Genomic DNA, 11,186 nt, shown 5'->3' on the forward strand with positions numbered 1-11,186 from the left:
GAGGGAAAGGCCGGCGGACTGAGGAGGCGGGCCCCGCCAGGAAGAGATAAGCGGGCGCTCAGCGTTGCCGCAGCAGGGGCCCGCAGGGGCTGGACAACCGGCGACTACCGATGGGTAACATCGACTCATGGCATATGCAACGGCCCGTGCGGCCATCGGGGACAGCGAGTTCGACCGCGACACGGCGGTGGTGGCCAGGCCGGGCGAGCCGGGTACGTACGACAGCGAGTTGTCGGCGGGCTGGACGATCATCAGGGCCGTCAACGGCGGCTACCTGCTCGCCGTCGTCGGCCGCGCCCTGCGGGCCGCCCTGCCGCACCCCGACCCGATCACCATCACGGCGCACTATCTGACCGCGTCCGAGCCGGGCCCGGCGGTCATCAGGACCGAGACGGTACGGGCCGGGCGCACCATGTCCACCGGGCAGGCGTCCCTCTTCCAGCGCGACGAGGAGGGGCGCGAGGTCGAGCGGATCCGCGTCGTCGCCGGATACGGCGATCTCGCCGCGCTGCCCGACGACGTGCGCACCTCGGCGACGCCACCGTCGATGCCGTCCTACGAGGACTGCGTCAGCTCGTCCGACGCGCCCGCGGGCGGGCCCGTCACCGGTTCCACCGCGATCCTCGACCGGCTCGACCTGCGGCTCGACCTCGCGACCGCGGGCTGGGCGGTCGGCGCCCCCTCCGGCGCCGGCGACATGCGCGGCTGGCTCGGCCTCGCCGACGGCCGCGACCACGACGCGGTGTCCATGCTGCTGGCGGTCGACGCGTTGCCGCCCACGGCGTTCGACCTGGGGCTCGCCGGATGGGTCCCGACCGTCGAACTGACCGTGCACCTGCGGTGCCAGCCGGCCCCCGGGCCGGTGCGGGTCGCTCTGAGGACCCGCAATCTGGCCGGCGGCCTGCTGGAGGAGGACGCGGAGGTCTGGGACTCCAAGGACCGGCTCGTGGCCCAGTCCCGCCAACTGGCTCGCGCCCCGCGCCCATGACCCCGGGGGCTTCCCCCATCCACTTTCCCGGCACCTTCCCCCGGCGGGTGGCTCGTCGCGCAGTTTCCCGCGCCGCTGGATGAGTGCCCACTACGGGCAGGGGGTGGGCGACCGCGCGCTCAGCCGGGCGCATGGTGCACGTGTGAAAGCAGGCCGGAAGGGGCAACCCCTGAGGGGTGCGCGCGGAACGCGCGGCAGGGCGCTCACCCGGGGAAGGTCGGAGCGGGGGTCCGCGGGGGGTGCGCGTGGGGGGTCGGGGTGGCCCCCGTGGAAAGTAGAATCGGGGGATCATGGCCTACTTCGATCACGCCGCCACCACGCCCATGCTCCCGGAGGCGGTCGAGGCGATGACCGCCCACCTCACCGTGACGGGCAATGCTTCCGCGCTGCACGCGGCGGGCCGCCGGGCCCGGCGGACCGTCGAGGAGTCGCGGGAGGCCCTGGCTGCCGCGCTGGGCGCGCGCCCGAGCGAGATCGTGTTCACCGGCGGCGGCACGGAGTCGGACAACCTGGCCGTGAAGGGCCTGTTCTGGTCGCGCCGGGCGGCGGACCCGCGCAGGATCCGGGTGCTGGCCAGCCCGGTGGAGCACCACGCGGTGCTGGACGCGGTCCACTGGCTCGCCGAGCACGAGGGCGCCCTCGTGGAGTGGCTGCCGGTCGACGCGTACGGCAGGGTGCTGCCCGAGGCGCTGCGTGCCGCGCTGGAGAGCGGGCCGCAGGACGTGGCCCTGGTCACCGTCATGTGGGCGAACAACGAGGTCGGCACGATCCTCCCGGTCCCCGCCCTCGCGGAAATATGCGCCGAGTTCGGCGTGCCGATGCACTCCGACGCGGTACAGGCCTTCGGGCAGATTCCGCTCGACTTCGCGGCCAGCGGCCTGGACGCCATGACGGTGACCGGGCACAAGGTCGGCGGCCCCTACGGGATCGGCGCGCTGGTGCTGCGCAGGGACGACACCCCGGTGCCGCTGCTGCACGGCGGCGACCAGGAGCGCAGCAGGTCGGGCACCCTCGATGTACCAGCGATCGCAGCCTTCGCGACGGCCGGGGCGCTCACCGCGGAAAGGCGGGAGCAATACACCGCGGAGATCGGCGCGCTGCGCGACGAGCTGGTGCGCGGCATACGGGCCGCGGTCCCCGACGCCGTTCTCAACGGTGACCCTGCCCCCGAGGGCCGGATCGCCGCGAACGCGCACTTCACCTTCCCCGGCTGCGAGGGCGACGCCCTCCTGCTGCTGCTCGACGCGCAGGGCATCGCCTGCTCGACCGGCTCGGCATGTACCGCGGGTGTGGCGCAGCCCAGCCATGTGCTGCTGGCGATGGGCCAGTCCTCCTCCCACGCGCGGGCGACGCTGCGCTTCTCGCTCGGCCACACCACGACCCCGGACGAGGTCGCCGAGGTGGTCCGGGCGATCGGCCCCGCGGTCGCGCGCGCGAGGACCGCGGGCCAGACCTGACGTATCGCACCGACCCGCCTGCCGCCCCCGGGCAGACGTACGGCGGGCACGACGCTACGGTCATGGGATGGATGATCGGCTGCGCGCGGTGTGCGACCTGATGATGCCCACGGTCCGGGAGATGGCCGGGCTGCACGAATACGACGGCCGCGTGCAGGACCTCTCCCCCGACGGGGTCCGCGGCGCACTGGCCGCGGTCGACAGTGCCAAGCGGGCGTCCGCCCCGCTGGAGGACGCGCACGACGAGGCGCACCTGGCGATCTTCGAGGAGTCGCTGCGGGTGCAGTACGGGGATCTGGAAATGCACAGGCGGGACCCGTACCCGCATCTGTCGAATCTCGAACTCGCCTGCTACGACCGGGAGTATGCGCGCCGCAAGGTACGTGCCGGGGCGCGGCGCAAACATCTGGCGCAGTGGCCCGACGCGGTGGACGCGGCACTGGCCTCGCTGGACCGGGTGAGCGCCCCGGTGGCCGCGGCGCTGCTCGGCTCCGCGCACGGGCTGGCAGCCGACGTCCACGAGGACGAGGGCGACACCGAGGCCGCGGCGATCGCCGCGCACCGCCGGCTGATCGCCCATCTGGAGGACGCCGCCGTGCACGGCGACCCCGACCCGCGGCTGGGCGGGGCGGGCCTGGCCGCGCTGATGGGCGCGCAGGAGGGCCTGCAGGTGGATCTCACGGCGCTGGCCGACGCCGCGGACAAGGAGCGGGTCCGGCTGGGCGAGCTGCTCGCCGACTCGTGCCGGGCGCTGGACCGGGAGCGGTCGGTGGACGAGCTGATCCCCGACCTGCTGGCCGACCACCCCGGCGCCGACGGCGTCATCCCGGAGGCGGCGCGGCTCACCGAGGAGGTCATCGCCTTCACCCGTGAGCGCCGACTCGCGCCGTACCTGGACGGCGAGTGCCTGGTGGGACCCGCCCCGCCGTCCCGCCGCTGGGCGATGGCGATGATGACCTGGGCGGCGCCGGGAGAGCCGGAGTCGCCGTCCTGGTACCACGTGACGCCGCCCGACCCGGGCTGGCCCCCGCAGGAGCGGGAGGAGTGGCTGACGGTCTTCAGCCGTACGAGCCTGCCGTCGATCACCGTGCACGAGGTCGCGCCCGGCCACTTCGCGCACGGGCGGGCGCTGCGGCACGCGACCAGCCCGGTCCGGCGGGTCCTGCACAGCCTGTCCTTCTGCGAGGGCTGGGCACATTACGTGGAGGAGGTCTGCCTCGACGAGGGCTTCCGCGCCCGCGACCCGCGGTTCGCCATCGGTGTCGCCCTGGAGGCGCTGGTCCGGGTGACCCGGCTGACCTGTGCGATCGGCATGCACACCGGTGCGATGGACGTGGCAGAGGCCACCGGGCTCTTCATGCGCTATGCCCATCTCGCCCCCGCGGGCGCGGCCTCGGAGGCCAGGCGCGGCACCTTCGACGCCGGATACGGCCGCTACACCTGGGGCAAGCTGGAGATCAGGCGGGCCCGCGCCCGCGCGGAGCGCTCGCCGTCCTTCACCCTGCCGGGCTTCCACGCCGACCTGCTCGCCCTCGGCGCCCCGCCGCTCGGCCTGCTCAGGACGTAGTCGCCGGGGGCCACGCCGGCGGTCAGTACGTGCGCGGCGGTCCCCAGGCCGGCGGCCCGGAGAAGGCCTCGCGGTCGAAGAAGGGCTGGGCGCTGGCGCGCAGCCACATGGCGACGGAGTCGTAGGCGTCGGCCATGGCCACCGTGGAGATGGACAGCCCGTCGGGCACGCCGGCGGCCGCCTGCTGCATCATCAGGCGGACCGATTCGACGGCCTGGGGCGAGGAGTCGTAGACCTCGACGCCGATCGCGAGGTAGGGCTCGCCCACGGCCGGCTGGACCCAGGCCTGGCGCAGGGCCCGCACCGCGGGGGTGCGGTGCGCGGCCTTGGCGAGCAGGGCGTAGAACTGCGGGATCTGCAGTGACGGTTCGCCGATCTGGAGCGGGCCCGCGGGCAGCAGGTCGAGGCCGCCGGCGATGCGGCGCAGGTCGGGCCAGGGGATGCCGACGCCGCCGCCGGTGGTGTGCGGGTTGAGCCAGAGCCCGCAGTGCTCGGGGAAGAGGCTGCGGGCGATGTCCCGCCCGGTGACGATCTCGTGGTCGCGGTTCCAGCCGCTGGCGGCCAGTTCCCTGGGCGAGGTGCAGCACGGCGCGTAGCGGTGGCCGCCGACCTCCATCGACGCGTACTGCGCGTCGGGCGCCCCCGGCGTGCCCTGCCAGAGCAGCATCCAGACCTGGCCGTCGGCCAGCGAGGCGAGCAGGTTCTCGTACGCGTCGAAGCGGCCGGGTGCCACCTGGAGCAGCATCTGCTCCACATGGCCGGCCGCCGCGCCGCCTTGCGCGCCCGCGATCACGTGGGACCGCCCCTTTCCCGTCGTTCGGTGTTCCGCCATCAAACCAGGTCGACTGTTCCCGGTGGAATGCTGACCGACTCAAGCGGCGCCGGCTAAATGGCACGTATACGCCGGGTATACGCAGGCGCCCCGCCATGCAGGCGCGTTGCCCCGAAGCGCTCTGCCATGCAGGCGGGTTGCCTCCGGCAGCCGGGCTCGGTCGCGGCTGTGGACCGGGCTCAGTCCCGGCTGTAGAACGGCCGCACGGTCTCCAGCATCCAGTCCCCCACCGGGTCCTGGGCGATGTCGAGCAGGATCAGGTGGACCGGCCAGGGCAGCGGCACCGCGCCCAGTGCGCGGCCGAGCGCGTCCATGGCGGCGGTCCTGTCCTGGTCCTGCCAGCCGTCCAGTTCGACGCCGACGAAGAGCGCCGGCGGGTCCTCCTCGACCGCGGCCATGGCGCGGCGGGCGCTGAGCACCGCGGGGGTGACGGCGTATTCCGCGGCGGCGACGGCGAGGAAGTCCACGGGTTCGTCGTCGGGCGCCGGCTCCCACAGCCGGACCCTGGCACCGCTGGGGCTCTGCTCGCCGTACGCCCCGGGCCGCTCGGTGCGGCACAGTACGGCGACGGCCTCGGGCGGCAGCGGCACTCCGACGGCGCCGCCGGGATTGACGGCGATGCCGACCAGCGGGGGCAGGCCGCGGGCGAATTCCCTGACCGGCGCTACCGTGCAGGACATGCCGTCCGCGGCCTGCCGGAACTGCTGCTCGGAGCTGAAGACCGGTACATAGGGCGCACCGCCCAGTTCCAGGGTGGGCAGGTCGAGTCCTGCGGGTCCCGGCGGGCCGCCGTTGGGCAGCGGCACCCACACATGGGAACGGCCGAGGACCTCGAGCAGCCGGGGGGTCGCCGCGGGATTGCCGAGGCTCGCCGCGAGCACTTCCTCCAGCTCGTTCGCCGGCCATATGTACGGTGCCGGATTCTCCATGTCCACCCTTGTCCGCCCTTGTGCCACTGTCGGCGCCCGCGTCCTGCCCGGAAACACTAGCGGCTGGGCGCTGGGAACGCCCCGGCATGCAATGATGGCCGCACAATACGCATACCGGCCGTTGGAGGCCGCGCGGGAGAGTTCCGGCCCCATTACCAGGGGCGGGGCGCCGAAGGAGCAAGTCCTCCCTTGAATCTCTCAGGCACAGATACCGCGCGGGCGAGGCAGATCTGAAAAGCGGGCGGGCCGTCGTCACCGGTCCCGTCCCACCCAAGGTGCAAACCGCGGCCCGCAGGGGTCACGGTGAACCTCTCAGGTTCCGATGACAGATGGGGAGGCCGGGGTCAGTGCCCCGGCCGCAGTCCGTGTCCCCGTCCGCCGCCTTTGGGAGCCCTTTCGATGAGCGAACCGTCGAACCAGCCGCTGAGCGCACCGCCCGCCGCGTCCCCGCGCCGTACCGCCCTCGACGCGGTGCACCGCGCGCTCGGCGCGACCATGACCGACTTCGCCGGCTGGGACATGCCGCTGCGGTACGGCAGCGAGCGCGACGAGCACCAGGCCGTACGCACCAGGGCCGGGCTCTTCGACCTGTCGCACATGGGCGAGATCACCGTGACCGGGCCGCAGGCCGGGCAGGCGCTGGACCACGCACTGGTCGGCCATCTGTCGGCGCTCGCGGTCGGCAAGGCCCGCTACACCATGGTCTGCGCGCCGGACGGCGGCATCCTGGACGACCTGATCGTCTACCGGCTCGCCGAGCAGCGCTATCTGATCGTCGCCAACGCCTCGAACGCGCAGACGGTGCTCGACACCGTCGCGCTGCGCGCTGCGGATTTCGACGCCGAGGTGACCGACGACCGGGACGCGTACGCACTGCTGGCCGTGCAGGGCCCGGCCGCGCCCGGCATCCTCAAGGCGGTCACCGACGCGGACCTGGACGGGCTGCGCTACTACGCCGGGCTGCCGGGGACCGTCGCGGGGGTGTCCGCGCTGATCGCCAGGACCGGTTACACCGGCGAGGACGGCTTCGAGCTTTTCGTGGCCCCCGCGGACGCCGAGCGGCTGTGGCAGGCGCTGCTCGCGGCGGGCGCCGACGCCGGTCTGGTGCCGTGCGGCCTGTCGTGCCGCGACACCCTGCGCCTGGAGGCCGGGATGCCGCTGTACGGGCATGAGCTGACGGCGAAGGTGACGCCCTTCGACGCGGGGCTCGGGCGGGTCGTCAAGTTCGACAAGCCCGGTGACTTCGTCGGCCGGGAGGCGCTGACCGCGGCGGCGGCCAGGGCCGTGGACACCCCGCCACGCAAGCTGGTCGGGCTGATCGCCGAGGGCCGCCGGGTGCCGCGCGCGGGCTACACGGTCACCGACGCGTCCGGCGCGGTGATCGGCGAGGTCACCTCGGGTGCGCCGTCGCCGACCCTGGGCGTGCCGATCGCCATGGCGTACGTGGACGCCGCCCATGCCGCGCCCGGCACCGAGGGGGTCGCGGTCGACATCCGGGGCAGCCGCGAGCCGTACCGTGTCGTGGCGCTGCCCTTTTACCAGCGCGAGCGCTGAGACCCCGAGGTTTTCCACAGAAGGCGGCTTGTCCACAGGCTGCCGCGTCGGCTTCGTCATCACCTCTTCGCATCCGGGAGAATTTCCGTCATGAGCATCAATCCTGAGCAGCTGCGGTACAGCAAGGAGCACGAGTGGCTCACCGACCCCGCGGACGGCACCTCGACCGTCGGCATCACCTCGCACGCCGCCGACGCGCTCGGTGACGTCGTCTTCGTCCAGCTCCCCGAGGTGGGCGCGACGGTGGCCGCCGGCGAGAGCTGCGGCGAGCTGGAGTCCACCAAGTCCGTCAGCGAGCTGTACGCCCCGGTGTCCGGCGAGGTCACCGAGGTCAACCAGGACGTCGTCGACGACCCGTCGCTGGTCAATTCCTCGCCGTTCGAGGGCGGCTGGCTGTTCAAGGTGAAGGTCTCCGACGAGGGCGCGGACCTGCTGACCGCGGCCGAGTACGACGCCTTCATCGCGGCCTGAGCCCTCGTCCCCGCCCGCCACACCAGGAAGATCCCATGTCGCTCCTGAACCAGTCACTGCACGACTTCGACCCCGAGGTCGCCGCCGAGGTCGACGCCGAGCTGCACCGCCAGCAGTCCACGCTGGAGATGATCGCCTCGGAGAATTTCGCCCCGGTCGCGGTCCTTCAGGCCCAGGGCTCGGTGCTGACCAACAAATACGCCGAGGGCTACCCGGGCCGCCGGTATTACGGCGGCTGCGAGCACGTCGACGTCATCGAGCAGCTGGCCATCGACCGGGTCAAGGCGCTCTTCGGCGCCGAGGCCGCCAACGTCCAGCCGCATTCGGGCGCGCAGGCGAACGCGGCGGCGATGTTCGCGCTGCTCAAGCCGGGCGACACCATCCTCGGCCTGGACCTGGCGCACGGTGGCCACCTGACCCACGGCATGAAGATCAACTTCTCCGGCAAGCTCTACAAGGTCGCCGCCTACCACGTCGACGGCGACACCGGTCTTGTCGACATGGCCGAGGTCGAGCGGCTCGCCAAGGAGCACCGGCCGCAGCTGATCATCGCCGGCTGGTCGGCGTATCCGCGCCAGCTGGACTTCGCGGCCTTCCGGCGGATCGCCGACGAGGTCGGCGCCTACCTGATGGTCGACATGGCGCATTTCGCCGGTCTCGTCGCGGCCGGACTGCACCCCTCGCCGGTGCCGCACGCGCATGTGGTCACCACCACGACGCACAAGACCCTCGGCGGCCCGCGCGGCGGCGTTATCCTGTCCACCGCAGACCTGGCCAAGAAGATCAACTCCGCGGTCTTCCCCGGCCAGCAGGGCGGCCCGCTTGAGCATGTCATCGCCGGCAAGGCCGTCGCCTTCAAGGCCGCGGCCACCGACGACTTCCGCGACCGCCAGACCCGTACGCTGGAGGGGGCGAGGATCCTGGCCGACAGGCTCGGGCAGGACGACCTCGCCGCCGCGGGTGTCGCCGTGCTGTCGGGCGGCACGGACGTGCACCTCGTGCTGGTGGACCTGCGCGCCTCGGCGCTCGACGGCCAGCAGGCCGAGGACCGGCTGCACGGCATCGGCATCACCGTGAACCGCAACGCGATCCCGAACGACCCGCGGCCGCCCATGGTGACCTCGGGCCTGCGGATCGGCACCCCGGCGCTGGCCACCCGGGGCTTCGGCGCCGAGGCCTTCCGCGAGGTCGCCGACATCATCGCGGCGGCACTGCAGCCGGCCTTCGACGCGGACGCGCTCCGCGCGAGGGTCACCGCACTCGCCGAGCGCCACCCGCTGTATCCGACGCTCGCGTCCTGAACTGCTCCGCGGTGTGCGGCACCCCCCCCCCCGCCGCACACCGCGGAGCGCACCGGCACCACCCCGCGGACAACGGCGTCCGCGGGTCGACCAGGAGCACTGAACCCATGGCAATCTCCGTATTCGACCTCTTTTCCGTCGGCATAGGGCCCTCCAGCTCCCACACGGTGGGACCGATGCGGGCTGCCCGGATGTTCGCGCAGCGGTTGAAGACGGAGGATCTGCTGACCCGTACCGCGGCGCTCAAGGCGGAGCTGTTCGGGTCGCTGGGCGCGACCGGCCACGGGCACGGCACCCCCAAGGCGGTGCTGCTGGGTCTGGCCGGCCACTCCCCCCGCACGGTCGACATCGAGGCGGTGGACGCCGAGGTCGCCGAGGTCCACGCCACCAAGCGCCTGGTGCTGCTCGGCGCGCACGACGTGGCCTTCGACCCGGCCACCGACCTGGTGCTGCACCGCCGCCGCTCGCTGCCCTACCACGCCAACGGCATGACGCTGTCCGCCTTCGACGCCGCCGGCGAGGTCGTGCTGGCGAAGACGTACTACAGCGTCGGCGGCGGCTTCGTCGTCGACGAGGACGCGATCGGCGCGGACCGCATCAAGCTGGACGACACGGTACTGCGCCACCCCTTCCGCACCGGTGACGAGCTGCTGCGGCTGTCCCGGGAGACCGGCCTGTCGATCTCCGCGCTGATGCTGGAGAACGAGAAGGCCTGGCGCTCCGAGGCCGAGATCCGAGCGGGCCTGCTGGAGATCTGGCAGGTGATGCGGGAATGCGTGGAGCGCGGCATGACCCGCGAGGGCATCCTGCCCGGCGGCCTGAAGGTCCGCCGCAGGGCCGCCACCACGGCCCGCCAGCTGCGCGCCGAGGGCGACGCGGCGGCGCGCGCGATGGAGTGGATCACCCTCTACGCGATGGCGGTCAACGAGGAGAACGCCGCCGGCGGCCGGGTCGTCACCGCCCCGACCAACGGCGCGGCCGGCATCATCCCGGCCGTCCTGTACTACTACCGGGAATTCGTCCCCGGCGCCGACGACGACGGCGTCGTCCGCTTCCTCCTGGCGGCCGGCGCGATCGGCATGCTCTTCAAGGAGAACGCCTCGATCTCCGGTGCCGAGGTCGGCTGCCAGGGCGAGGTCGGCTCCGCCTGCTCCATGGCCGCCGGCGGCCTCGCCGAAATCCTCGGCGGCACCCCCGAGCAGGTGGAGAATGCCGCCGAGATCGGCATGGAGCACAACCTCGGCCTGACCTGCGACCCGGTCGGCGGCCTGGTCCAGATCCCCTGCATCGAGCGCAACGGCATGGCCGCGGTCAAGGCGGTGACCGCCGCCCGGATGGCGATGCGCGGCGACGGCCGCCACCACGTGTCCTTGGACAAGGTCATCAAGACGATGAAGGAGACCGGCGCGGACATGAAGGTCAAATACAAGGAGACGGCCCGCGGCGGCCTCGCGGTCAACGTCATCGAATGCTAACCGCGTAGCCCCTGACCTGCAGCGTCTGGTCTTTCAGCTCTGTCGGAGCCTTCCCTGTTTGCACGTCGGAAAGTCCCTCGGAAGTCCCTCCGACAGAGCTGAAAGTCCCTGAAAAGTCCCTGGCGAAAGCGGGCGCCGACACCGTCCCTGACACGACGCTCCAGCGAGCCCGAGCCTTCCGCAGGAGCCGGTTCGGGGCTGGAGACTTGACGGTCATTCAGTGGCAACAGCAACACCGCGCACGCCCCTCAGGCCCTCTCCGTACTGGCCCCTCAACGTCTGTGCTCCGGCTTCTGCCAGACTCATCTCATGAGCCTGCGGTTGCCGAGTCAAAGAATTGCAAACCCTCTCTAAACCCGCAGGTCGTAGAGGGGGTTCTCCCCGCGCAGGCGGGGGTGGTCCGGCGGGCAATCTGCTGTTGCCGCCCGTCACCCAGTTCTCCCCGCGCAGGCGGGGGTGGTCCGTCGATCTGGCCGGCGGCGGCGTGAAGTTTCCCCGTGATCTCGGACACTCGTTCTTATGCGGCGGTGGTGTGCCGCTGTCGGGTCTCGTGCGGGGTCAGGTAGCCCCAGTTGGGGTGTTTGCGTAGTCGGCGCCGGTTGTAGAAGGTCT

At 72.4% G+C, this 11,186-nt stretch carries 9 protein-coding genes and 1 riboswitch; of the genes, 7 read left to right on the plus strand and 2 right to left on the minus strand.

Annotated elements, in window-relative coordinates; translation table 11 throughout:
- Positions 1 to 127 precede the first annotated feature (127 nt).
- The 3 genes from BUE44_RS20810 to BUE44_RS20820 all read left to right on the plus strand — a co-directional run bounded on the left by BUE44_RS20810 (position 128) and on the right by BUE44_RS20820 (position 4,012).
- The gene (locus tag BUE44_RS20810) at positions 128 to 988 is read left to right on the plus strand and encodes a thioesterase family protein (protein WP_073500474.1); all 861 of its coding nucleotides are present in this window, start codon (positions 128 to 130) and stop codon (positions 986 to 988) included.
- A gap of 290 nt (positions 989 to 1,278) precedes the next feature.
- Entirely contained in the window at positions 1,279 to 2,445 is a 1,167-nt protein-coding gene (locus tag BUE44_RS20815) for a cysteine desulfurase family protein (RefSeq protein ID WP_073500475.1), read from the plus strand.
- A gap of 67 nt (positions 2,446 to 2,512) precedes the next feature.
- Positions 2,513 to 4,012, plus strand: coding sequence for a DUF885 family protein (locus tag BUE44_RS20820; RefSeq protein WP_073500476.1), 1,500 nt, complete (start codon positions 2,513 to 2,515; stop codon positions 4,010 to 4,012).
- 22 nt (positions 4,013 to 4,034) lie between these two features.
- Here BUE44_RS20820 and BUE44_RS20825 read toward each other — a convergent pair whose 3' ends face one another.
- Both BUE44_RS20825 and BUE44_RS20830 read right to left on the minus strand, forming a co-directional pair.
- Positions 4,035 to 4,757, minus strand: coding sequence for an enhanced serine sensitivity protein SseB C-terminal domain-containing protein (locus BUE44_RS20825; RefSeq protein ID WP_235002304.1), 723 nt, complete (start codon positions 4,755 to 4,757; stop codon positions 4,035 to 4,037).
- A 266-nt stretch (positions 4,758 to 5,023) separates the two neighbouring features.
- Complete coding sequence (locus tag BUE44_RS20830; protein ID WP_073500495.1) at positions 5,024 to 5,773, minus strand: enhanced serine sensitivity protein SseB; 750 nt, start codon at positions 5,771 to 5,773, stop codon at positions 5,024 to 5,026.
- A 123-nt stretch (positions 5,774 to 5,896) separates the two neighbouring features.
- Positions 5,897 to 5,997: riboswitch (glycine riboswitch) on the plus strand.
- 175 nt (positions 5,998 to 6,172) lie between these two features.
- On the opposite strand from BUE44_RS20830, the gene gcvT reads away from it, so the two are divergent.
- The 4 genes from gcvT (at position 6,173) to BUE44_RS20850 (ending at position 10,574) form a co-directional block, all read left to right on the plus strand.
- A complete protein-coding gene (gene gcvT, locus BUE44_RS20835; RefSeq protein WP_407640038.1) occupies positions 6,173 to 7,327 on the plus strand; it encodes a glycine cleavage system aminomethyltransferase GcvT in 1,155 nt (384 codons plus the stop codon).
- 90 nt (positions 7,328 to 7,417) lie between these two features.
- Complete coding sequence (gene gcvH, locus BUE44_RS20840; RefSeq protein ID WP_073500478.1) at positions 7,418 to 7,798, plus strand: glycine cleavage system protein GcvH; 381 nt, start codon at positions 7,418 to 7,420, stop codon at positions 7,796 to 7,798.
- A 35-nt stretch (positions 7,799 to 7,833) separates the two neighbouring features.
- The gene (gene glyA, locus BUE44_RS20845) at positions 7,834 to 9,099 is read left to right on the plus strand and encodes a serine hydroxymethyltransferase (protein ID WP_073500479.1); all 1,266 of its coding nucleotides are present in this window, start codon (positions 7,834 to 7,836) and stop codon (positions 9,097 to 9,099) included.
- Between the two features lie 107 nt (positions 9,100 to 9,206).
- Positions 9,207 to 10,574, plus strand: coding sequence for an L-serine ammonia-lyase (locus tag BUE44_RS20850; RefSeq protein ID WP_073500480.1), 1,368 nt, complete (start codon positions 9,207 to 9,209; stop codon positions 10,572 to 10,574).
- Positions 10,575 to 11,186 lie beyond the last annotated feature (612 nt).

This window comes from Actinacidiphila paucisporea, from assembly GCF_900142575.1.
In the GTDB taxonomy this organism is placed as follows: Bacteria; Actinomycetota; Actinomycetes; order Streptomycetales; family Streptomycetaceae; genus Actinacidiphila; species Actinacidiphila paucisporea.

What these genes read in the sequence shown, in the direction of transcription:
- BUE44_RS20810 (WP_073500474.1), top strand. Translation starts at nt 128, where the DNA reads ATGGCATATGCAACGGCCCGTGCGGCCATCGGGGACAGCGAGTTCGAC.
- BUE44_RS20815 (WP_073500475.1), top strand. Translation starts at nt 1,279, where the DNA reads ATGGCCTACTTCGATCACGCCGCCACCACGCCCATGCTCCCGGAGGCG.
- BUE44_RS20820 (WP_073500476.1), top strand. Translation starts at nt 2,513, where the DNA reads ATGGATGATCGGCTGCGCGCGGTGTGCGACCTGATGATGCCCACGGTC.
- BUE44_RS20825 (WP_235002304.1), bottom strand. Translation starts at nt 4,757, where the DNA reads ATGCTGCTCCAGGTGGCACCCGGCCGCTTCGACGCGTACGAGAACCTG.
- BUE44_RS20830 (WP_073500495.1), bottom strand. Translation starts at nt 5,773, where the DNA reads ATGGAGAATCCGGCACCGTACATATGGCCGGCGAACGAGCTGGAGGAA.
- gcvT (WP_407640038.1), top strand. Translation starts at nt 6,173, where the DNA reads ATGAGCGAACCGTCGAACCAGCCGCTGAGCGCACCGCCCGCCGCGTCC.
- gcvH (WP_073500478.1), top strand. Translation starts at nt 7,418, where the DNA reads ATGAGCATCAATCCTGAGCAGCTGCGGTACAGCAAGGAGCACGAGTGG.
- glyA (WP_073500479.1), top strand. Translation starts at nt 7,834, where the DNA reads ATGTCGCTCCTGAACCAGTCACTGCACGACTTCGACCCCGAGGTCGCC.
- BUE44_RS20850 (WP_073500480.1), top strand. Translation starts at nt 9,207, where the DNA reads ATGGCAATCTCCGTATTCGACCTCTTTTCCGTCGGCATAGGGCCCTCC.